General features: G+C 72.6%; 18 protein-coding genes and 1 riboswitch. Of the genes, 12 read left to right on the forward strand and 6 right to left on the reverse strand.

Going from position 1 to position 21289, the window contains the following annotated elements; translation table 11 throughout:
• Positions 1-10 precede the first annotated feature (10 nt).
• Together NUM_RS35980 and NUM_RS35985 are read right to left on the reverse strand one after the other, a co-directional pair.
• A complete protein-coding gene (locus NUM_RS35980; protein WP_207129400.1) occupies positions 11-1060 on the reverse strand; it encodes a ribonucleotide-diphosphate reductase subunit beta in 1050 nt (349 codons plus the stop codon).
• On the reverse strand, positions 1057-3447 hold the full coding sequence (locus NUM_RS35985) for a ribonucleoside-diphosphate reductase subunit alpha (protein WP_207129401.1): 2391 nt from the start codon (positions 3445-3447) through the stop codon (positions 1057-1059). Before NUM_RS35985 ends, NUM_RS35980 begins: the two co-directional genes overlap by 4 nt.
• A gap of 127 nt (positions 3448-3574) precedes the next feature.
• Positions 3575-3782, reverse strand: a riboswitch (cobalamin riboswitch).
• A gap of 191 nt (positions 3783-3973) precedes the next feature.
• On the opposite strand from NUM_RS35985, the gene NUM_RS35990 reads away from it, so the two are divergent.
• Both NUM_RS35990 and NUM_RS35995 read left to right on the forward strand, forming a co-directional pair.
• Complete coding sequence (locus NUM_RS35990; RefSeq protein WP_207129402.1) at positions 3974-5338, forward strand: PepSY-associated TM helix domain-containing protein; 1365 nt, start codon at positions 3974-3976, stop codon at positions 5336-5338.
• A complete protein-coding gene (locus tag NUM_RS35995) occupies positions 5338-5982 on the forward strand; it encodes a DUF5134 domain-containing protein (protein ID WP_207129403.1) in 645 nt (214 codons plus the stop codon). The genes NUM_RS35990 and NUM_RS35995 overlap by 1 nt, the downstream gene beginning before the upstream one ends.
• Positions 5983-6116: 134 nt before the next feature.
• Here NUM_RS35995 and NUM_RS36000 read toward each other — a convergent pair whose 3' ends face one another.
• From NUM_RS36000 to NUM_RS36010, 3 genes are read right to left on the reverse strand one after another with little or no spacing between them, the layout of a single operon-like run.
• A complete protein-coding gene (locus NUM_RS36000; protein WP_207129404.1) occupies positions 6117-6500 on the reverse strand; it encodes a PPOX class F420-dependent oxidoreductase in 384 nt (127 codons plus the stop codon).
• A 10-nt stretch (positions 6501-6510) separates the two neighbouring features.
• A complete protein-coding gene (locus NUM_RS36005) occupies positions 6511-7431 on the reverse strand; it encodes an NAD-dependent epimerase/dehydratase family protein (RefSeq protein WP_207129405.1) in 921 nt (306 codons plus the stop codon).
• Positions 7428-8024, reverse strand: coding sequence for a dihydrofolate reductase family protein (locus NUM_RS36010; protein WP_207129406.1), 597 nt, complete (start codon positions 8022-8024; stop codon positions 7428-7430). Before NUM_RS36010 ends, NUM_RS36005 begins: the two co-directional genes overlap by 4 nt.
• 504 nt (positions 8025-8528) lie before the next feature.
• Between NUM_RS36010 and NUM_RS36015 the strand changes: the two genes are divergently transcribed.
• The 10 genes from NUM_RS36015 (at position 8529) to NUM_RS36060 (ending at position 18306) form a co-directional block, all read left to right on the forward strand.
• Entirely contained in the window at positions 8529-10196 is a 1668-nt protein-coding gene (locus NUM_RS36015; RefSeq protein ID WP_207129407.1) for a sensor histidine kinase, read from the forward strand.
• Positions 10193-10798, forward strand: a complete 606-nt coding sequence (locus NUM_RS36020) for a response regulator transcription factor (RefSeq protein WP_207129408.1) — start codon at positions 10193-10195, stop codon at positions 10796-10798. The genes NUM_RS36015 and NUM_RS36020 overlap by 4 nt, the downstream gene beginning before the upstream one ends.
• 121 nt (positions 10799-10919) lie before the next feature.
• Positions 10920-11414, forward strand: a complete 495-nt coding sequence (locus tag NUM_RS36025; RefSeq protein WP_207129409.1) for a VOC family protein — start codon at positions 10920-10922, stop codon at positions 11412-11414.
• Positions 11415-11666: 252 nt separating this feature from the next.
• The gene (locus tag NUM_RS36030; RefSeq protein WP_207129410.1) at positions 11667-11852 is read left to right on the forward strand and encodes a hypothetical protein; all 186 of its coding nucleotides are present in this window, start codon (positions 11667-11669) and stop codon (positions 11850-11852) included.
• Positions 11853-11982: 130 nt separating this feature from the next.
• Entirely contained in the window at positions 11983-15255 is a 3273-nt protein-coding gene (locus NUM_RS36035) for a type 2 lanthipeptide synthetase LanM family protein (RefSeq protein ID WP_207129411.1), read from the forward strand.
• A complete protein-coding gene (locus NUM_RS36040) occupies positions 15252-17444 on the forward strand; it encodes a peptidase domain-containing ABC transporter (RefSeq protein ID WP_207129412.1) in 2193 nt (730 codons plus the stop codon). Before NUM_RS36035 ends, NUM_RS36040 begins: the two co-directional genes overlap by 4 nt.
• Complete coding sequence (locus tag NUM_RS36045; RefSeq protein WP_207129413.1) at positions 17441-17635, forward strand: protein-tyrosine phosphatase family protein; 195 nt, start codon at positions 17441-17443, stop codon at positions 17633-17635. Before NUM_RS36040 ends, NUM_RS36045 begins: the two co-directional genes overlap by 4 nt.
• 12 nt (positions 17636-17647) lie before the next feature.
• Positions 17648-17842: a hypothetical protein gene (locus NUM_RS36050; protein ID WP_207129414.1), complete on the forward strand. Its 195-nt coding sequence runs from the start codon at positions 17648-17650 to the stop codon at positions 17840-17842.
• A gap of 58 nt (positions 17843-17900) precedes the next feature.
• A complete protein-coding gene (locus NUM_RS36055) occupies positions 17901-18086 on the forward strand; it encodes a hypothetical protein (RefSeq protein ID WP_207129415.1) in 186 nt (61 codons plus the stop codon).
• Positions 18087-18132: 46 nt separating this feature from the next.
• Positions 18133-18306 (forward strand): hypothetical protein, encoded by a 174-nt coding sequence (locus NUM_RS36060; RefSeq protein ID WP_207129416.1) that lies wholly within the window; start codon positions 18133-18135, stop codon positions 18304-18306.
• Positions 18307-18389: 83 nt separating this feature from the next.
• Here NUM_RS36060 and NUM_RS36065 read toward each other — a convergent pair whose 3' ends face one another.
• Positions 18390-21113 carry a helix-turn-helix transcriptional regulator gene (locus NUM_RS36065; protein ID WP_207129417.1) on the reverse strand — a complete coding sequence of 908 codons (2724 nt, stop codon included), beginning with the start codon at positions 21111-21113 and terminating at the stop codon, positions 18390-18392.
• Positions 21114-21289 lie beyond the last annotated feature (176 nt).

Genomic DNA, 21289 nt, shown 5'->3' on the forward strand with positions numbered 1-21289 from the left:
ACGTGGAGGCTCAGAAGTCGTCGTCGAAACTGACCGACCCCGTGACCGCGACCTGGTAGGCCGAGACCCGGCGCTCGAAGAAGTTCGACAGCTCCTGAACGTCCTGCAGTTCCATGAACGCGAACGGGTTGTGACTGCCGTACATGGGCTCGATGCCGAGCATGGCCAGCCGCCGGTCGGCGACGTGCTGGAGGTACTCGCGCATGTGCGCCAGCGACATCCCGGACACGCCCTGTTCCAACAGGTCCGCCGCGAACTGGACCTCGCACTCCACCGCCTCGGCGAGCATGTCCTCGACCTGCTGTCGCATCTCGGCGTCGAACAGGTCGGGCTCCTCGGCCCGGACGGTGTCGACCACGTCGAAGGCGAACGCCATGTGCATCGACTCGTCCCGGAAGACCCAGTTGGTACCCGACGCGAGGCCGTGCAGCAGTCCGCGGGAGCGCAGGAAGTACACGTACGCGAAGGCGCCGTAGAAGAACAGGCCCTCGATGCAGGCGGCGAAGCAGATCACGTTGAGCAGGAAGGCGCGCCGGTCCTCGCGGGTCCTGAGCTCCCGCAGCTGGAAGATGGAGTCGATCCACCGGAAACAGAACTCCGCCTTGCGGGCGATCGACGGGATGTTCTCCACCGCCGCGAACGCCTCGAACCGCTCCTTCTCGTCCGGTACGTAGGTGTCCAGCAGGTTCAGGTAGAACTGGACGTGCACGGCCTCCTCGTACAGCTGCCGGGACAGGTAGAGGCGGCCCTCCGGCGAGTTGACATGCTGGTAGAGGTTGAGCACCAGGTTGTTGGCCACGATGGTGTCGCCGGTGGCGAAGAAGGCGACCAGTCGCGACACCAGGTGCTGCTCGGCGGGGGAGAGCTTCGCCAGGTCGGCGAGGTCGGAGTGCAGGTCGACCTCCTCCACCGTCCAGGTGTTCTTGATCGCGTCCTTGAACCGGTCGAAGAACCGGGGGTAGCGCATCGGCCGCAGGGTCAGGTCCATGCCGGGGTCGAGCAGCAGGTGCGGTTTCCCGGCGCCGGCACGGGTGCTGATGGTCTCGGGGTTCGTCGTCATTGGCACGCCTCGCAGCTCTCGGGGTTTTCCAGCGAACAGGCCAGCGCCTCGGGGTCGCTGACCGGGGCGGCGGCGCTCGTCGCGGGCGCGACCGCGACGGTCGCCTGCTGGATGCGCGTCGCCGGCCGGGAGCGCAGGTAGTAGGTGGTCTTGAGCCCGGACTTCCAGGCGTGCAGGTACATCGAGGACAGCTTGCCGATGGTCGGCGCGCTCAGGAACAGGTTCAGTGACTGGGACTGGTCGATGTACGGGGAGCGTGCGGCCGCCAGGTCGATCAACGCACGCTGCGGCAGCTCCCACGCGGTACGAAACAGCCTGCGCAGCTCGGTGGGCAGTTCGGCGATCGCCTGCACGGAGCCCTCGGCCCGCTTGATCTGCTCGCGGACCGGCGCCGTCCACAGCCCGAGCTTCTTCAACTCCCGTACCAGGTAGGTGTTGATCTGGAGGAACTCGCCGGACATCGTCTCGCGTTTGAACAGGTTGGACACCTGCGGTTCGATGCACTCGTAGCAGCCGGCGATCGACGCGATGGTGGCGGTCGGTGCGATCGCCACCAGCAGCGAGTTGCGCAGGCCGTGCGCGGCGATCGATGCGCGTACCGCCGTCCACCGGTCGGTCTGCGTCGGCTCGCAGCCCCACAGGTCGGGACACAGAGTTCCGCCGGCCGCACGCGTCTCCGCGTACGCGGGGTGCGGCCCGAACCGTTCGGCGAGCCCGGCCGAGGTCTCCAGCGCCGTCAGCAGGATCTCCTCCTGTACCCGGGTCGACAGCTCCCGCGCCGGCGCCGAGTCGAACGGCAGGCGCAGGGTGAAGAACGCGTCCTGCAAGCCCATCAGGCCGAGCCCGACCGGACGCCAGCGCGGGTTGGAGGCCGCCGCCTGCTCGGCGGGGTAGTAGTTGATGTCGATGACGCGGTCCAGGAACGTCACCGCGGTGCGCACGGTGGCGCGCAGCTTGTCCCAGTCCACTCCGTCGGCGCCGACGTGCGCGCCCAGGTTGATCGACCCGAGGTTGCACACGGCGGTCTCGGTGTCGTTGTTGACTTCGAGGATCTCGGTGCACAGGTTGGACAGGTGGATGGTGTTGCCCGGCCGGCCGGTCTGGTTGCCCAACCGGTTCGCCGTGTCCTTGAACGTCATCCAGCCGTTGCCGGTCTGCGCCAGGGTGCGCATCATCCGGCCGTACAGGTCCCGGGCCCGGACCGTGCGGACCGCCTTCTTCTCCGCCGCCCGGTACGCGGTGTCGAACGCCTCGCCGAACAGGTCGGGCAGCTCCGGCGCGTCCGACGGGTCGATCAGCGACCAGTCCCGGTCGGCCTCCACCCGGCGCATGAACTCGTCGGGGATCCAGTTGGCGAGGTTCAGGTTGTGCGTACGGCGGGAGTCCTCGCCGGTGTTGTCCCGCAGCTCCAGGAACTCCTCGACATCGGGATGCCACGGCTCCAGGTAGACACACGCCGCCCCCTTGCGCCGGCCGCCCTGGTTCACCGCGGCCACGCCGGCGTCGAGGGTCTTGAGGAACGGCACGATCCCGTTCGACGTGCCGTTGGTGCCGCGAATCAGCGCGCCGCGGCCACGGACCCGCGACCACGAGATCCCGATCCCGCCGGAGAACTTCGACAGCCGCGCCACCTGGTGGTACCGCTCGTAGATCGAGTCGAGCTCGTCGCGTGGTGAGTCGACCAGAAAGCACGACGACAGCTGCGCGTGCCGCGTCCCGGAGTTGAACAGCGTCGGCGAGCTCGGCAGGTACGACAGGCTCGACATCAGCCGGTAGAAGGCGATCGCCTCGGCCGGCGTCCGCGACAGTCCACATGCGACCCGGAGCAGCCAGTACTGCGGCGTCTCCACAACCAGCCGGGAGACCGGATGCCGCAACAGGTAACGATCCGCGACGGTACGCAGCCCGAAGTACTCGAAGCGCCGGTCGCCGTCCGGATCCACCGCGTCGTCGAGCCCGCGGGCGTTGCGCGCCACGAACTCGGCGGTGTCGTCGCCGATCAGGCCCAGGCCATGCGCGTACCGGATCGACTGGCTGAAACTCTCGACGCCCTGCCCCCGCACCTCCTTGTCCACGAAGGTGGCCAGCAGCCGGGCCGCGAGCCGGGAGTACTGCGGCTCCTCACCGATCAACTCGGCTGCCGTCTGGATCGACAGCCGATCCAGCTCCTCGGTGCTGGCACCGTCGTACAGCCCGCTGATGGTCCTGGTCGCCACCCGCAGCGGATCGACCTCGTCGAGGTCGGACACCCAACGCCGCACCGCCTGGACGATCTTGTTGACGTCCACCGGCTCGGCGATCCCGTCACGCTTGCGTACCCGCATCACGGGTCGTCGCTGTTCCGACGCCCGGTGATCCGACGCAGACTGCTCCTGCAGCACCGTCATGCTCCCTCGTCCCACGCCCGAAGGTCGTCGGTGCGCGGGCAGGGACGCCGCCGGCAGCCGCAGCGCACCGCGGACGAACCGGCTGATGGCGTCGGCCGTCCCGCGCGGCCTTCGACCGCCGCACGCGGCGCGTGCGGCGCTGCTGGCAGGTCTTCGGACTCGTGGGCGTCGTGCTGTCCTACTGGCCGTCGCTTCCCGGACCGGTGCGGTCCAGTGCTCTGTGACGGCGGTCGTTCCCACTCACCGCTGCGGGGCAGTCCCGGACTCGCACCGGGTTCCCTCTTGCCTCGACCGCCACCGGAAGCGACGGCCGAACCAGCTGCAGTGACCACTATATATGGCGGCATGGTCGAGCCTTCACACCAGATGCTGTGTCGGCGCGTCGCGTCCGGTGGCGGATCGTGGAACGCGCGGGAACTGCCGAGGGATGTCGTACGACTGGGACAACGACAGGCTCGGCGTGGTCGCCGCTCTGGCCACCGCCGTTGCCGCGCACTGTTGTCCCGGGCGTCGGAAGGAATCACCCATGGCCGTCGGCAGCGTCCTTGCTGACACGGAGCATCCGACCCCCGCCGCCCCGACCGGGCCCGGCGCCGCCAGCTGGGGTGCCGTGCGGCCGTTGCTGCTGCGGATCCACTTCTACGCCGGGGTGTTCGTCGCGCCGTTCCTGGTGATCGCGGCGCTGACCGGGCTGGCGTACACCACGATGCCCCAGGTCGAGCGGCTCGTGTACCGGCACGAGCTGACGGTGCCGGTGGGTGGCCAACGGCTGTCGGTGGCGGCGCAGGTGGAGGCCGCGCGGGCGGCGCATCCGGAGGGTACGGTCACGGCGATCCGCCCCGCCGCGACCGCGACCGCCAGCACCCGGGTGATCATGGATGCGCCCGGACTGGCCGACGGCACCAGCCGCACGGTGTTCGTCGATCCCTACACGGGACGGGTGCTGGGCGCGGAGAACACCGTCGGGGAGTGGCTGCCGGTGCGGGCCTGGGTCGACAGCTTGCATCGCACGCTGCAGTGGGGCACGGTCGGCCGAATGTACAGCGAGCTGGCGGCCAGCTGGCTGTGGGTGGTGGTGCTCGGCGGGCTGGTGCTGTGGTTGAGCGGTCGCCGGCGCGCCGGGCCGGTACGGCGACGGGTCCTGCCGCGGGTCCGGCCCGCCGGCCGATCCCGGGTGCTGTCCTGGCACGGGGTGCTGGGGCTGTGGGCGGCCGCCGGTTTCCTGTTCCTGTCCGCGACCGGGTTGACCTGGTCGCACTTCGCCGGTGACAACATCTCCGCGCTCCGCGGCGCGTGGGGGTGGGCGACACCCACGGTGTCCAGTGCGGTGGCCCCGCCCGCGGCGCGGCGCGGGCAGGTCGACGTGGACCGGGCGTTGGCGGCGGCGGCGAGCCGGGGCGTCAGCGGGCCGGTCCAGATCGATCTTCCTGCCGAGCCGGGGCAGGCCTACGTGGTGCACCAGGTTCAGCGATCGTGGCCGGAGAAGCAGGATTCGGCGGCGATCGATCCGGCGACCGGCCGGGTCACCGCCGTGCTGCGCTTCGACGACTGGCCGGTGGCGGCGAAACTCGCCCGCTGGGGCGTGGATGCGCACATGGGGCTGCTGTTCGGGTTGGCCAACCAGATCGTGCTGGCCGGGTTGGCGGTCGTGCTGATCGTCCTGGTCGTGCTCGGGTACCGGATGTGGTGGCTGCGCCGCCCGGGACGCGGCTGGGGCAGGCGACCGCACCGCGGTGCGTGGCGCCGCGTCTCGGCCCGGGTGCTGGCGCCGCTGCTGGTGGCCGCGGTTGTCCTGGGCTGGCTCGTACCGGAGCTGGGCGCCAGCCTCGCCGTGTTCGTGGCGATCGACGTGGCCCTCGGTCGGCGGGCCCGGCGGCGGGCGGTGGCGTGATGTCGTCGCCGCCGCTGGTGTGGACGTTGACGGTCGTGTTCGCCGCGACTGCCGGCTTCTGCCTGCTGCGCTGTGTCGTGCCGGCGTGGATCGGCGCGTCGCGCGCGGTGGTGCACCGGGTCGGCGACTGCTGGCACGCGGCCATGGCCCTGGGCATGGTCGGGATGCTCTGGCCGTGGGGCATGCACGTTCCTGCGTTGCCACAGAACGTCGTGTTCGGTGCCGGGGCGCTGTTCTTCGGTCTGCAACTGGTACGCCCGCCGGCCGGTCACGGCCGGCGGGCGCTGGCGCTGCACGCGGTGATGATGCTCGCGATGGTCTGGATGGTGATCGCGATGCCGTTGTCGATGGGTACCGGATCCGCTGGTGTCACGCCGATGCCGGGCATGCCGGGGATGTCGGTGCCCACTGCCGCCACCGGTGGTGGGCTACCCGCCGGAGTCCTGTCCACCGGCCTCGTCGCCGCGCTGGGCCTCGCGGCCGCCACGTTGCACTGGACCGCCCGATGCATCGACCAGGCCCGTACCTGGACCGCACCTCGGACCCGGCCGCGATCGGCCGGGCCGTGGTACTCGTTGGCGGAGACCGGTGGTCATGGGGCGATGAGCCTCGGAATGACGGTGATGCTCATTGCCATGCTGTGACCGGGTTCGAGCCGCCGCTGTCATCGTCGGCGGGAACGAGGGCGACGACGGCGTTCGTGCGCTCGGACGACCGTGTGCCGGCGAGGATGTGTCGCGCCCTCGGCCCACTCCGACCACCGGACGAACCACGACGTCTAGCGGATGCCGACGACCTGCCTGTCCGGCTCGATGAGGGCCACCACGCGTTCCCGCTCGCGGGAGTAGGGCTGCCCGGTGTACTTCATCGCGATCCGGTCGATGATCTGCCACGCGTGGTCGTCGTCGAGCCAGCTGACGACGCGCCCGCGGATCGCTATGGGGCTGAACGGATTGTCCGCGGGGGCGATGGACAGAGCCACCCGCGGATCACGGCGCAGGTTCCTCGCCTTGAGCGAGTCCGGTCCGGTGAAGATCGCGATCCGGTCGCCTTCGGTGCCGACGAAGACGGGAACCGCGTGTGGTGACCCGTCCGCCAGGACGGTGGCGAGGTGTGCGATGGATGTGCTGTCGAGGACACGGCGGACTTCGGGATCGAGCATGGTGTCTCCTTCACCGGGAATGGGTGCGGCGCCAGGTGAGGTAGTGCGCGATGGCGTGGGGCAGGTCGTAGGCGGGTGCGAATCCGGTCTCCTCACCGAGGCGGGTGACATCGAGATGGGGGATCGGTTCTGGCTCCGCTCGGATACCCGTCCGCAGTTCGAGCGGCCACGTCGGGTCGATGCCGCGGAGCGCGTCGACGAGTTCACGGTTCCGGTAGGTCGCCCCGCTGGAGACGTTGTAGACGTCGTGCCGCAGCTCGGGTGCGGTCGTCAGCAGCGCGATCGCCCTGCCTGCGTCCGGGGCGTAGCAGACGTCGCCGCCGCCGTGGGGATCCAGCGGCGCGGGCCGCTCGCCGCGCAGCAGCGCGCTGAGGTAGGTCACGATGCCCTCGAACGGCGAGAACGGGTCGAACAGCGGCCCCCAGATGCTGCCGATCCGCAACAGCACGGGTTGGATGCCGGTGCCGAGCAGCCCGTTCAGAACGACCGGCTCGGCGGCCTTCTTGAACCCGACGATCAGGTGTGGCGACGGTCCCGTGGGCAGGGCGAGGTCCTCGGTCCACGGCACCTCCGGCCGACCGGCATACACCCCGAGGCTGCTGGCCACCGCGAGGCGGCGTACCTTCCAGGCGCGAGCGGCGTCGAGCACGGCGAACAGCCCCGCCATCTCGTTGCCGAAGAACGCCACCGGGTCGTCGCCCGGGATCGTGCCGGCCAGGTGCACGATGTCACGGATCTGGTGACGGCGACCCAGCTCCAGTACGGCGTCGCGGTCGGTGACGTCGAGGGTCTCGACGACGACCCGCCCGTCGAGGAACGCCGGGACATCCGTGCGCCGGTGGGACGTGACGACGACCTGCTCGCCAAGGTCGGCCAGTGCGCGGGCGGTGTGGGCGCCGATCATGCCGAGGCCGCCGGTAACCAGGATCATCGCTGCACCTCGTAGTGCAGGTGGGTCACGTCGGCAGCGGCGACCACATCGATGACGCGCAGCGTGACGTGCGCGGGCAGCTCGTGGAAGAAGCGTCGACCGCCACCGAGGAGGATGGGCACCTGGTGCAGGATCAGCTCGTCGACGAGGCCGGCCCGGAGCGCTTCGGTGACGATCACCCCGCCCATCAGAGCCACGTCCCGGTCTCCGGCGGCGCGGCTCGCGGCCTCGACCGCGTCCTCGATCCCGGTCGTGATCAGGGTCTGGCGCCCACCCATCGCCGGTGCCGGTCGGTGGCTGAGCACGAACAGCGGCGCCGTCGGATGCGGGCCGCCGACATCGCCGAAGCGTTCGGAGTCGTCGTAGGTGGTCCGACCGGCCAGGGTCGCGCCGGTCCGGCTCGCCAGCGTGTCGAAGAACGGCGCGCTCTGCGCGCTCAGGGTGAACCCGTCGAAAACGCTGCTGGGCACCTCCCCGCTGCCGTACCAGTCGAACAGTTCCCCGCCGTCGCCGAGGCCGTGCCCGGGGCGCGCGTCGCGTCCGGTGATGTAGCCGTCGACGGACACCGACAGTCCGCAGATCACCTTGCTCATCGTTGTGCCTTTCCTCGTGGTTCGGTCGTCGCACAAGCGATCGGTGCGGAGAAGCGATTCCGTCGGCCGTCGCCCTGCGATGGCACCACTCTGCGCCGCTGCGGCCGGCGGAGGTAGTGGCCCGGCGAACGAGTGCACCGAGGGTTCTGCACCCGATGACCGTGCACTTTGCACAACCGCCCGACGGGACCGGATCCGGCCTCGCGCCGGCCGTACAGTTGGACCGTGCAGTCGAGCATCGCGCAGGACGGGGCCGGCGGAAGCTCCTCGCGGGCCGCCACGCGACGCGCCAACCACCACGGCACCGCGGCGGCGAGGACCCTGGTACTGGCGTACCTCGGCTGCCTGCTGGTCAGCAAGCTTGCCGACGCCAACCCCCATCCCGACCTCCGGTACCTGCCGTTCGTCGCCCTGTGCTTCGTGTTGCCGTTCTGGTACGCGAGCGGCTGGGCACGGGCGCCCTGGCGGAAGGGGCGTTGGTGGCTTCTGCTCGGGCAGGCCGCGGTGACGTACCTCGGGTTCGCGGTCTTCCAGGGCTCCTGGGTCGGCGGCGTCTCCGGCCTGCTGGGTGCCCTGGTGCTGCTGCTCGTGCGCCCGCCGTGGCGCCGGTGGCTGTTCGGCGCGCTCGCGCTCGCCGAGATCACCCTGTGGCTGACGGTGGGCCTGCCGTACCGGCCGAGCGTGAACGCGGCCGGATGGATGCTGATCGTCTTCGGGAACGTCAGCCTGGGAGTGTTCGGCCTGACCCGGCTGCTGGAACTGGTCGAGCGCCTGGAATCCACTCAGGACGCCCTCGCCGACGCGGCGGTGGCGGCGCAGCGACTCGCTGCCGCGACCGATGTTCGCCGGGCGATCGTTTACCACCTCAACGAGGTGCGCGCACAGGTCCGCCATGCACTCGACGGCAGATCGGATGCCACCCGGACAGCACTGCGGCGGGCGGCAGATGCCGCCCGTACGGCTTCGGCATCGGCGCGGCGAATCGTCATCGACCTGCCTGCCTCGCCCGCCCTCGCTTCGATCGACCGGATCGAGCGGGTCACCCCCGCCCTGGCGCGCCGGGTCGTCACCGCGGTCGTGCTCCTGTTCGCCGGCCAGTACCTGCTGAACCTCGTCTTCCCCGCGGAGGGCGGTGCCACCGCACGTCCGGCGACCACGGTGCTCGCGGTGTCGGTCGCGGCGGTCATGGTCGCGCTCCAGTTGCGGCACTCCCGGTTCCGCCCCGACGACGAGCGTCCGGCGGGGTGGCCATGGACGCTGGGAGTGCAGGCTGTGCTCTGCTTCGTCGCCTACCCGATCTTCGGGGTGGTGAGCATCGTGTTCGTGGCATACCTCAGCGGCAGCATCCTGCTGCTGATCGAGCGCCCCATCCGGTGGGTGCTGTTCGGCCTCGTCGCGATCTGCATCCCGATCCTCACCGCGGTCGGTCCCTCCGACCTCGTCGGGCTGCCGTTGCAGATCCGGTGGTCCTGCTACGCCGTCACGACGCTGGCGGCAGGAGGCCTGTTGGTGTACGGGCTGTCCCGGTTTCACCGGACCGCCGCCGAACTGGATCTCGCCCGACGAGAACTGGCCGAGGCCGCCGTCACCCAGGAGCGACTTCGGATCGCCCAGGACGCCCACGACACCCTGGGCCTCGGGCTGTCGACCATCGCGCTCAAGAGCGACCTCGCCCACACCCTCCTCGACCGGGACGAAGGGCGGGCGCGGCGCGAAATCGTCCACATGCTGCACGTCGCCCGTACGGTGAGCTCCGACGCGTCCGCTCTCGTGGACGGCACGTTGAACCTGGCACTGGACGAGGAGCTGGCGACCGCCGAGGACGTGCTCACCACCGCCGACGTGGTGACCACGATCGTCCGCGCGGACCTCTCCGCCGAAGCCGCGGTCGAATCGGAGATCGCGTCGATCCTGCGCGAGGCCGTGACGAACGTCCTGCGGCACAGCACGGCGCGCGAGTGCCGGATCGAGCTCGCCTGCCGGGACGGGCAGCTGTCCCTTCTGGTGGCCAACGACGGCGCGGCACGCGGGGGTGAGGTGACGCAGGGGAGGGGGCTTGCCAACATCGCCGCGCGTGCCGCTCGTCTGGGAGGATCGGTGCGCACCAGGCTCGAAGGGGGCCGATTCGAGGTTGCCGCCAGCGTGCCGGCTGGGAAGGGGGAGCGAGCATGATCCGCGTCCTGGTCGCCGAGGACTCGGCCATCCTGCGCGACACCCTCGTCGCCGTCCTCGACCTCGAGGACGGACTGACCGTCGTCGCCGATGTCGGCACCGGCGCAGAGATCGTTCCCGCGGCCCTCAAGCAGGTGCCGGACGTCGCGCTCCTCGACATCGACCTTCCCGGCACGGACGGGCTGACCGCCGCGGGTCACCTCGCCATCGCACTGCCGGCCTGCCGGGTACTCATCCTGACCGCGCACGCCCGGCCCGCCAACCTCCGGGCCGCCCTGGACGCCCACGTCGCCGGGTTTCTCGCCAAGGACACCTCGGCACGGGAGCTGATCACCGCCATCCGTACGGTCGCCTCCGGGGGACGTGTCGTCGATCCGGATGCCGCGATCGCCGCGATCGAAACCCGGCCGAGCCCCCTGACCGCGCGGGAGACCGAGGTTCTGCGACTCCATGCCAGCGGCGCGAACCCCCGTGACATCGCGAACGCACTGTTCCTGTCCTACGGGACGGTCCGCAACTACCTGGCCTCGGCGACGGACAAGCTCGGTGCGCGGAACCGGACGGACGCGGTGATCATCGCGAACGAGCAAGGCTGGCTCTAGGCGGGCCACCCGCGGCGCTCGACCAGAGAACGCCCCAGCGATGCGTGGCAGTACCCGCGGAACGCCGTGCCGCCTGCCGGACGGCTCGGCCGAGGGTGAGCCACCGGATGAGGAGAGCACGATGAACGACCTGAACGCCGACCGGTCCGAGCCTGACCGCGGAACGCCTGCCGGGCCGCGCATCCGTGCCTTCGACCATGTCGGAATCACCGTCGCTGATCTGGCCCGGGCGACGGAGTTCTTCGTCCGCCTCGGCCTGGAGTCGCACGGGGCACCGATGACCGTCGAGGGGGAGTTTCTCGACACCGTCATCGGCATCCCCGGTTCGCGCACCCAGATCGTCATGCTGAGCGCGCCCGGCGGCGGGACCACGGTGGAGCTTTCGAGCTTTGTCCGGCCGGATCACGAACCGGGCGTCCCGGACGCGATGGCCACCACGCTCGGGCTTCGCAACGTGGCCTTCGAGGTCGACGACCTCGATGCCGCCATCGACCAGGTCGTCGCAGACGGGTACCACCTCGTCGGAGGCGTCGGCCAGTACGAGCAGGCCTGGCGGATGGCCTACGTGCGTGGGCCCGAGGGCATCATCGTCTCCCTCGCCCAGCGGGTCGGCTGATCCTCGTCCGTCCCCGCGTCGCGTCCAGACCGGGTCGTGCGGGCGACGACGCGAAGACCGGCGGCGCGGGCATCGACAGCTGCCGGGTGCCGTTCGCGGGTGGACCGTATCGCCCGTATCCGTCCCGGGTTGTCCGCCTGCCGCCGCGCGGTTGTAGGGCCGATTAGCGGGTTCACCCGGATGGTGGGTGGGTCGCGTCGTGGCGAGGATGTGATCCCGTCGGCGGCCCGCGCCGGCGGTTGGGAGCAGGACATGGATCACGAGCAGACCATTCGTGGCTGGAAGGATCTCGACGCCCCGGGGGGGTCGAACCCGGCCGGCCGGATCGAACTCGACTCGGCGCACGGCGGCATGATCGCCACCCCGCGTACCGACTGGAACTGGCTCAGCGACGACTGCTGCCTCAGCGGCGTGACCTGCGGGGTCACCTGCAGCTGAGTCGACCGGCCGGCGGGCCCCGCCCGCCGGCCACCCGCTCGCCCGACCCGGGCCGCACCATCTTTCGGTTGCCCGGCAACACCTTCCGCCGTGTTCGCGGCATCCCGTTCGTCGCACGTGAGGAGTCATCGTGCCCGTCGACAAGCATCCCCTGCCGGTACTGGGACTGCCGTGGGAACGCGGCGAGCGGCCGGCGTTGACCGGAGCCTGGTGGGCCCGCGCGCTGACGCTGGCCGAACGGATCGCCGCGCCCGGTGCGCCGTCCCCGGCGGTACCGGGCAGCCCGGACGGTGACCGGGCCGCGCGCCGGCTGAGCCGGTGGCGTACGGCGTACCCGGAGGTCACCGACGACGCCGTCGCCCCGGTACTGGCCGGGTACGGGATCGACGAGCAGCGCCTGCTCGACCTGCTCGCCGAACCGGCCGACGAGTTGGCCGCGCGGGCCGGCAAGCCGGCCTGGGCGGCCCGGGTCGAGCGCGTCGTCGGCGCGATGGCGTACCACGGCGTGGACCGCACCGACGACTGGCGTGACGCGTTCGCCGCCATCGTGGCGCCGTTCGTCGCCGACGCCGCCGATCGGCTCGCCGGGCGGGTCGAGTACACCGGGGCGCCGGACGTGGACGGCGCGGCGTTGCTGGCGACGTTCCGGGCCGTGCTAGGCCGGCAGCTGGTGGACGCCGCGAGCCGGATCCTGGTCCTGGAACTCAACGTGATGCGGCTCGCCGACCGGCTGTCGGGGCCGGACGCCGCCGCCCGGTTCTGGTCGTTCGCCGAGCTGCTCGCGGACCCGGCCGAACTCGCCGCGCTGCTCGACGAGTACGCGGTGCTGGGCCGGACCCTGGTCACGCTCGCCGACCAGGCGGTCGAGGCGTACGCGGAGTTCCTGGGCCGGTTCGCGCACGACCGCGCGGCGCTGGTCGAGCGGTTGCTCGACGGCGAGCCGGGGACCCTGGTCGAGGTGGCGATGGGCGGCGGCGACTCGCACGAGCGGGGCCGGTCGGTCGCCGTACTGCGGTTCGCCTCCGGCGCCCGGCTGGTGTACAAGCCGCGGCCGTTGGCGCTGCACCAGCACGTCAACGACATCCTGGCCTGGTACTCGCAGCGGCTGCCGGACGCCGCGCTGCGCCGGGTGCGGGTGCTGTCGGCGGACGGGTACGGCTGGACGGAGTTCGTCCCGGTCGCCGAGTGCGCCGACCCCGGCGAGGCCCGCGGGTACTTCCGGCGGCAGGGCGCGCTGCTCGCGCTGCTGTACGTGCTGGCCGCGGTGGATTTCCACTACGAGAACGTGATCGCCTGCGGGGCCGACCCGGTCGTGGTCGACCTGGAGTCGGTGTTCCACGGCGACCTGCCGGTCACCACCGGCGCGGCGTTCACCGACGGGGATCCGGCGATGGCCGCGCTGCGCGACTCGGTCAGCCGTACCGGCCTGCTGCCGGCCGTGCTGTACGGGCCGGACGGTGGGGTGCTCGACGTCGGCGGGATGGGCGGCGACAAGGGCGGCGTGCTGCCGTTCAAGTCGGTGACCTTCGACGCCGCCGGTACCGACGAGATGCGGCTGGTGCGCGACTACCGCGAGTTCCCGGGCAGCCAGAACCGGCCCACCCTGGCCGGTCGGGACCTGGATGTCCGGGAGTTCGCGGCGGAGCTGCTGGCCGGCTTCCGCGCCGGGTACCGGGCGCTGGCCGCGCACCGGGACCAGCTGGCCGGGCTGATCGAGCGGTGCGCGGCCGACGAGACCCGGTGCATCGTGCGGGCCACCCGCAACTACATGCTGATCCTCACCGAGTCCAGCCATCCCGACGTCGGCCGGGACGCGCTGGACCGGGAGCGGGTGTTCGGGCTGCTGTGGGCGGCGTCGGTGTCGGATCCGGCGCGGCTGCGGCTGGTCGGCGCGGAGCTGACCGACCTGTGGCACGGCGACGTACCGCTGTTTCGTACCCGGGCCGGATCGACCGATCTGTACCGCGTCGACGGCGGCCGGATCGCCGAGGTGCTCCCGGAGTCCGGGCTGGCCCGTGCCCGGCGGGTGCTCGACCGGTTGGGCGAGGCGGATCTCGCCGAGCAGGAGTGGGTCATCGAGGCGACGCTGGCGACCCGCGCGGAGACCGGTCACGGTACGCCGTCCCGGTCGGCCCGCACCGCGGTCGACCCGGCGGCGAGCGTGCAGGAGCGCGCGCTGGCGCACGCCCGGGCGATCGGCGACCGGCTGGCCGACTCGGCGTACCGGCGTGGGGACCGGGTCGGCTGGCTCGGCATGGACCTGGTCCAGGACACCCAGTGGACGGTCACCCAGCTGCGCGCCGACCTGTACAACGGCTATCCCGGGGTCGCGGTCTTCCTGGCCGGGCTGGCCCACCTCACCGGCCGGCAGCGGTACGCCGAGCTGGCCCGGGCGGCGTTGCGCCCGTTGCCGGCCCAGGTCGAGCACGTCCGGCCGCTGCTCGATCGCGACGGCGACGTGCGCGGCGTGCTCGGCCCGTACTCGGGGCCGACCGGTGTGGCCTACGCGCTGGCCTCGGCGGCGCGGCTGCTGGACGATGCCGAGCTGGCCGCGCCGGTGCCCGGCATCCTCGACTGGGTCACCGGGCTGGTCGAGCGGGACGAGACGCTCGACATCATCGGCGGCGCGGCCGGTTGCCTGGCGCTGGCCGAATCGCTGCTGGACGCCGGTGTCGGCGGGACGGTGGCGGCCCGGCTCGCCGCGGCCTGCGCGGCCCGGCTGATCGACACCTCGGTGCCGGTCGACGGCGGCATCGGTTGGTACACCATGGACTCCGGCGCCCCGCTGGTCGGGTTCTCGCACGGGGCGGCGGGGATCGGCTGGGCCCTGCTGCGGTACGCGGCGCGCACCGGCGACGCCGCCGCGCGTGCCGCCGGCCGGGCGGCGCTCGCCTACGAGCGGACGCTGTTTCGCCCGGAGCTGGACAACTGGCCGGACCTGCGGCAGTTGCCGGACCGCCCGTGGGCCCGGCGCAGCGAACCGGTCGAGGTGGCGCACATGCACGCGTGGTGCCACGGCGCACCCGGCATCGGCCTGGCGCGGGCGGCGTTGCCGCCCGCCGAGCGGGACATCGACACGGACACCGACCTGGCCCGCGCGGTGCGCTCCACGGCCGTGTTCGGCCACTTCGGCAACCACAGCATCTGCCACGGTGACCTGGGCAACCTGGAGCTGTTCAGCGTCGCCGCCCGCGCCGGCGTGACGTCCGCGGCCGGGCACCGGGAAAGCCTCGCCGCGGCCGTACTGGCCCATCTGGACCGGGTCGGCCCGCGCTGTGGCACCCCGTCGTCGGTACCGACCCCCGGGTTGATGACCGGGCTGTCCGGCATCGGTCACGGGCTGCTGCGCCTCGCGGCGCCGGACCGGATCGCGCCGGTGCTGTTGCTGGCGGTACGGCCGTGACCCGGGTACCGCTGCGGTTCCAGCTGACCCGCACCGAGTGCGGCGCCGCGTGCCTGGCGATGGTGCTCAGCCGGTACGGGCGGGACACCTCGGTACCGGAGTGCCGGGCGCTGCTGGGTACCGGCCGGGACGGCGTGTCGGTGTCGGCGATCGCCGCGGCCGCGGAGCAGGCGGGGCTGGCGGTCGGCGTGGAGCGCTCCGACCGGCTGCCGGCCGGGCCGCTGACCGGCCTGGCGATCGCCTACCTGGCCCGGCACCACTTCGTCGTCGTGGTCCGCGCCGACGACCGGAGGGTGTCGCTGGTGGATCCGGGGGTCGGGCGGCAGCGGCTGTCCCGCGCCGAGTTCGACGACCAGTACGGCGGGGTGCTGCTGCGGCTGTCTCCCACCGATCGGTTGGAGCGGCGGCGAACCCGGTGGCGGGACGCGCCGATGGTGCGCTACCTGCACCAGTTCGCCTCGGTACCGGGTGGGCGGCGGCTGATCGCGCTGACCGTGCTGTTCGCCGCGGGACTGCAGGCGCTGGGGCTGGGCATCCCGCTGCTGACCAAGCTGGTGGTGGACACCCTGGTACCGGCGCACCGAACGGATCTGCTGCCCGCCGTCGGCGCCGGCATCGTCGCGGTGGGCGTCGCGTACGGCGCGTTGACGCTGGCCCGCGGACTGGCGTTGCTGACCCTGCGCGCGCTGGGCGACCGGGAGCTGACGCACGGGTTCGTCAAGCACCTGTTCCGGCTGCCGATCGGGTTCTTCCTGGACCGCGGCCGCGGCGACCTGCTGATGCGCCTGTCGAGCGTGTCCACCACCCGGGAGACGTTGAGCCAGCAGCTGTTGACGATGATCGTCGACGGGTTCCTGCTGATCGGCTACCTGATCGCGGTCGTGCTGCTGTCCCCGCTGTACCTGCTGCCGCTGGTGCCGCTGGCCGTCGCGCAGGCGCTGGTACTGGCCGCGACCTACCGGCGGCTGCGGGTGCTGGCGCAGCGGGAGCTGACCGCCCGCTCGGAGGAGCAGAGCTACCTGGTGGAGACGCTGGAGGCGGTGATCCCGCTGAAGGCCAACGGGGTGGAGGAGCGGGCCGTCGCGCACTGGCGGCGACTGTTCGACCGGTACCAGCGGGCGATGGTACGCCGTGGCCGCGGCACGGCGGTACTCGGCGCCGCGCAGCGGGCGGTCGGCACGCTGGGCCCGCTGGCGCTGCTGTGGTTCGGTGCCGGCATGGTCCTGTCGGGCCGGTTGAGCCTGGGCGCGATGCTCGCCGCCAACGCCGTCGCGCTGTCGATCCTGTCGCCGCTGGAGACCTTCGCCGGTGTCGGCCAGCTGTACCACGCGGTGCGGGCCCAGGTGGAGCGGCTGTTCGACGTGCTCGACACGCCGGCCGAGCAGAGCGGTACGGTCCGGTTGCCGGCCGACGAGCCGACCCGGATCACGGTGCGGGGGTTGGGTTTCCGCTACCACGACAGCCAGCCGCCGATCCTCACCGACGTCGGGTTCGACCTGCCGCCCGGCGGCAAGCTCGGGGTGGTCGGCCGTACCGGCTCGGGCAAGAGCACGCTGGGACTGCTGCTGCTGGGCCTGCTGCGGCCCACCGAAGGCGAGGTACGCCACGACGGGGTCGCGGTGGCCGAGCTGGACGTGCCCGACCTGCGGTCGCACTGCGGCGCGGTGCTGCAGGAACTGACCCTGTTCAACGGCAGTATCCGGGACAACCTGGTACTGAGCCGGCCGGACGCCACCGACGCCGAGGTGATCGGCGCTGCCCGAGCCGCCGGCCTGCACGACGACGTGCTGGCGCTGCCGATGGGCTACGACACCCTCGTCGGTGAGGGGGGCACCGCGCTGTCGGCCGGCCAGCGGCAACGCATCGCGCTCGCCCGTGCGCTGGTGCACCGGCCCCGGCTGCTGGTGCTGGACGAGGCCACCAGCCACCTGGATCCGCAGACCGAGCGCGAGGTCGACGCCGCGCTGGCGCGGTTGGCGGTGACCCGGGTGGTCATCTCGCACCGGCTGTCGGCGATCCGCGGTGCCGACCAGATCCTGGTCCTGGACCGGGGGCGGGTCGTGCAGCGCGGCGGCCACGACGAGCTGGTGGCCGCCCATGGCCGGTACCGGCAGCTGTTCGGTACGGCCGATTCCGAGACCCGGGACGGCGCCGTGCCGTCTCGTGACACCGAAAGGAGCATCCGATGAGCGAACTGATCCGGTCCTGGAAGGACCCGGACTCGACGCCCGCCGCGGCCAGCCCTGCCGGCGAGATCGACCTCGCGACCGAGGCCGGCGGGATGATCGCCGACAGCTGGGGCAGCGTGTGCCCGGCCTCGTGCAACGCCACCGTCGGCAGGGGCACCTGCATGGTCAGTGCCACCGTGGGCTGCTGCTGAGAGGGGACCGTGATGAGTCAGCACGACACGATCCGCGGCTGGAAGGACACCGACGCCGTGACCCGCCCGGACAACCCGGCGGGCGAGTTGGCACTGACCGGGCACGGAGGGCTGGCGCCGAGCTCCGAGCACGCGTCGACCCTGGGCTGCTGCGGCGGGTTCACCAACGAGTCGACCTGCGGGCTGTGCCCGACCGACTTCTGCTGACCGGCGCCGCACCGATCCGATTCTTCCCGTACCCCAGCCGACAGCGAACGGAGAGCTCATGACCGAGGACATCGTCCGGTCCTGGAAGGACCCGGACCTGCCCAGCATCCTGGACCACCCCGCCGGGCGGGTGGAGTTGGCGGACCCCGCGGGCGGCCAGCAGATCGCGACCGAGGGTGCGCTGACCTGGGGCTGCTGCCCCGACCAGACCGGCGTGCACTGGAGCTGCCTCAGCGCCTGCTGAGCCGGCCGTACCACCGGACGAAGCGACGGACGAAGGGAGAGAACCGATGGACACCGAGGACGTTCTGCGGTCCTGGAAGGACCCCGAGGTGCCAGCCGAGACGAACCCCGCCGGGAACCCGGAGCTGACGACGCTGTTCGGCGGCGTCATGCTCAACACCGAGGGTTGGAACACGTTCGGCTGCTGCGACACCGACCGCGGTTGCCGCACGTACGGCTGATCGTCGTGCCCCGCCGCCGCACCGCATCGCCGGTGCGGCGGCCGGGGCGGTGCGCGCCGCGAGCGGGTGTGCGCGGGCAGCGGTCAGGTTCGGGGCGCGCTGTGGAGGGCGTCGACCAGCATCGCGCGCGACCGTACCCCGAGCTTCCGGTAGGTCCGGGACAGGTGCGCCTCCACGGTCTTGACGGTCACGTGCAGCGCGGCGGCGATGTCGGCGTTCGTGGCGCCGGCCGCGACCAGCTCGGCGATCTGCCGCTCCCGCCGGGTCAACTCGCCGCGGGCGCCCGGCGCCGGTTGCCGGCCGGCGGCCGACTGCAACTGGCGTTGCGTGCCGGCGACCAGCCGCCGCAGCCACGGTGCCGGCATCGACGTGGCGAGCCGGTGGGCGCGCGCCAGCTGGTCGGTGACCGCCGACCAGCGGCCCGCTCGGGCGGACAGCGTGGCGGTGAGCAGCCGCGCGTACAGCTCGTCCGGGGCCCAGCCGAGCGCACCGAAGCCGGCGACGGCGTCCTCGGCGGCGTCGAGGGCCGCGTTCAGGTCGACCTCGGCCAGTACCCGGGCGCGCGCCGTCGCCACGTGCGCGTCGGCGCCGCGCAACCCCAGCGGCGCCGCATGGCGGGCGGCCTCGACGACCCAGTGCCGCGCGCGGTCCCGGTCGCCGCGGGCGAGGAACATCTCGCTGAGCACGGTGCACCAGTACGGCCGGTTGCACACCTCGACCCAGGCCATCGTCTCGCCACCGCAGGCGCGCAGCAGCGTGCCGGCGTCGACACCGGTGTCCCCGGCCGCGACGGCGATGCGGGCCCCGACCCGGGCGGCGATCTCGGCGAACCAGTCCCGCTCGGTACCCAGCGGTCGGCCGCCGGAGTCGCGCACCACCGTGGCAGCCTCGGCCGGGCCGGACACGTGCACCCGCGCCGAAGCCTGGAACGCCACCGCCAGGACGACGCTGGCGCCGCCCAGCCGGCGGGCCGCGTCGACGGCGTCGCGGGCGGCATCCAGCGCGGTGTCGAACGCGCCGAGCCGGCTGCTCGCGTACGAGCGGCCGACCAGCAGGTACGGCAGCAGATCGGCGTGCCCGGCCCGATCGGCGATCGCGATGGCCCGGTCGAAGTGGCGCAGCGCCGCCGCGTCGCGCTCCAGCTCCAGTTCGGTCCAGCCGAGCATCCCGAACGGGTCGAGCAACTGCACCAGGTGCCCGTCGCTCAACGCGTCCAGGGCCTCGGCCGCCGCGGCCAGATCGGTGGGTACCGGGCCGCCCGTCATCGAGGTCAGGAACGCCCGCGCCACCTGCACCGCCGCCCGGTACGCCGGGTCGCTGACCTCGCCGACCGCCCGTTGCGCGAGCGCCACGAACTCGGTCACCGCCGCCGAACCGCCGAACGCCGCGCACATCGCGCCCTCCAGCGCGAGCAGCACCACCTGGCGCGGGTCGGTCGCGTCCGCCAGCTCGGCCCGCAGCGTGGCGACCGCCTCCGCGTACCGGCCGAGCAGCCGGGACAGTCGGGCGCGCACGAGCGCGTGCCGGGCCGGTTCGGTGCCCGGCGCCGGCGCGCGCAGGATCTCCGCGGCACCGCCCAGGTCGCCGGTGGCGATCAACTGGCGTGCAGTCTCGACCTCGATGGTGGCGACCAGGTCCGGTTCGGCCGGGCCGAGCAGCGACCGGGCCGCCGTCAGGTACTCCACCGCGACGCCGGGTGCGCGCGGACCGATCTGGTGCGCGCAGTCGAGCAGCAGCCGCGCCGCCGGTACGTCCCCGGGCTGGGCGGAGCGCACCACGTGCAGCGCCCGTACCGGCGCGGTGCTGCCGCGGCGGCCGAGTTCGGCGGCGAGCCGGCGGTGCAGCCGGCGGCGCACCGAACCGGGCAGCTGCCGGTAGGCGAGGCTCTGCAGCACCGGATGCCGGAACCAGAGGCGGCCGTCGCCGTCGAGTCGGAGCAGATCGCGGTGCTGCAACCGGTCCAGCGCAGCCTCGTACCGGTCGCTGCTGCCGCCGCCCGCCTCGTCGAGGCTGCAGGCGAGTACCAGGCTCGGCGGGCTGCCGTCGCCGGCGACCGCCGCGACCCCCAGTACCGTGGTCTGGTCGGCTTCCAGGCCGCCGATCTCGGCGCGCAGGGCGCCGACCGCCGGCCCCGCGGCGGGCTCGCCACCATCGACGCCGGTGCGCAGTGCCAAGGCGTACAACGGATTGCCGCCGGACGCGGCGTGGGTCTCGGTGAGTCGCGGCCCGGCCGGAAGGCCGACCAGGCGACCGACGTCGTCGACCGACAGCGGGCGCAGCGACAGCAGCTGACGCTCGACGGTCGGTGCACTGCGCCCGAGCGCCTCGGCCAGCTCCGGCGGGTCCTGCCGATGGCGATGCGCCACCGCCGCGACCAGACCGATCTCGGGCGGGTCCAGCAGCAGCCGACCGAGCAGGTCCAGCGATGCCGAGTCGGCCCAGTGCGCGTCGTCCAGGCACACCAGCGTCGGGCGGTCGAACGCGGCGCGCACCGCCCGGTACAGCTCCCAGCGGGTCAGGTCGGTGCCGCCACCGTTGCCGTCGACGCCGATCCGGAGGGTGCGCAGCAGCGGGGTCAACGCCGCGTACGGCACGCCGGTGGTCATCCGGGCGCCCGCGGCGTGCACGGCGTGCAGGCCGCCGTCGCGGGCCCGCTCGTACAGCGCGGTCAGCAGCCGGGTCTTGCCCATGCCGGGGTCGCCGGCCAGCTCGACGAGCACGGTGCCGCCGCCCTGCCCCGACCGTACGGCGGCGTCGAGCGCGGTGAGTTCCGCGGCGCGGCCGACCAGCGTGGTACCACCATCCATCCCGCGTCACCTTCCCCGCACGCCGTGTGCACCCATCTTCGGGGATGACCGCCCATTCGGGCAGCCCCGCCGAGTCAGGCACGAGTCGCCCAGGAGGCGGTGCCCTGCGCGGCGACGCCCGCGGGTGCCCGTCGGCACCGGGCCGTACCGGCCCGACGGGCAGCCGGCTGTGGCCC

The sequence above is a fragment of the Actinocatenispora comari genome, assembly GCF_017312725.1.
GTDB classification, from domain to species: Bacteria; Actinomycetota; Actinomycetes; order Mycobacteriales; family Micromonosporaceae; genus Actinocatenispora; species Actinocatenispora comari.

Coding starts and splice junctions, on each gene's coding strand:
- NUM_RS35990 (WP_207129402.1), top strand. CDS start 3,974: ATGGCCGTCGGCAGCGTCCTTGCTGACACGGAGCATCCGACCCCCGCC.
- NUM_RS36000 (WP_207129404.1), bottom strand. CDS start 6,500: ATGCTCGATCCCGAAGTCCGCCGTGTCCTCGACAGCACATCCATCGCA.
- NUM_RS36055 (WP_207129415.1), top strand. CDS start 17,901: ATGACCGAGGACATCGTCCGGTCCTGGAAGGACCCGGACCTGCCCAGC.
- NUM_RS36045 (WP_207129413.1), top strand. CDS start 17,441: ATGAGCGAACTGATCCGGTCCTGGAAGGACCCGGACTCGACGCCCGCC.
- NUM_RS36030 (WP_207129410.1), top strand. CDS start 11,667: ATGGATCACGAGCAGACCATTCGTGGCTGGAAGGATCTCGACGCCCCG.
- NUM_RS35985 (WP_207129401.1), bottom strand. CDS start 3,447: ATGACGGTGCTGCAGGAGCAGTCTGCGTCGGATCACCGGGCGTCGGAA.
- NUM_RS36060 (WP_207129416.1), top strand. CDS start 18,133: ATGGACACCGAGGACGTTCTGCGGTCCTGGAAGGACCCCGAGGTGCCA.
- NUM_RS36020 (WP_207129408.1), top strand. CDS start 10,193: ATGATCCGCGTCCTGGTCGCCGAGGACTCGGCCATCCTGCGCGACACC.
- NUM_RS35995 (WP_207129403.1), top strand. CDS start 5,338: ATGTCGTCGCCGCCGCTGGTGTGGACGTTGACGGTCGTGTTCGCCGCG.
- NUM_RS36065 (WP_207129417.1), bottom strand. CDS start 21,113: ATGGATGGTGGTACCACGCTGGTCGGCCGCGCCGCGGAACTCACCGCG.
- NUM_RS36010 (WP_207129406.1), bottom strand. CDS start 8,024: ATGAGCAAGGTGATCTGCGGACTGTCGGTGTCCGTCGACGGCTACATC.
- NUM_RS36025 (WP_207129409.1), top strand. CDS start 10,920: ATGAACGACCTGAACGCCGACCGGTCCGAGCCTGACCGCGGAACGCCT.
- NUM_RS36050 (WP_207129414.1), top strand. CDS start 17,648: ATGAGTCAGCACGACACGATCCGCGGCTGGAAGGACACCGACGCCGTG.
- NUM_RS36005 (WP_207129405.1), bottom strand. CDS start 7,431: ATGATCCTGGTTACCGGCGGCCTCGGCATGATCGGCGCCCACACCGCC.
- NUM_RS35980 (WP_207129400.1), bottom strand. CDS start 1,060: ATGACGACGAACCCCGAGACCATCAGCACCCGTGCCGGCGCCGGGAAA.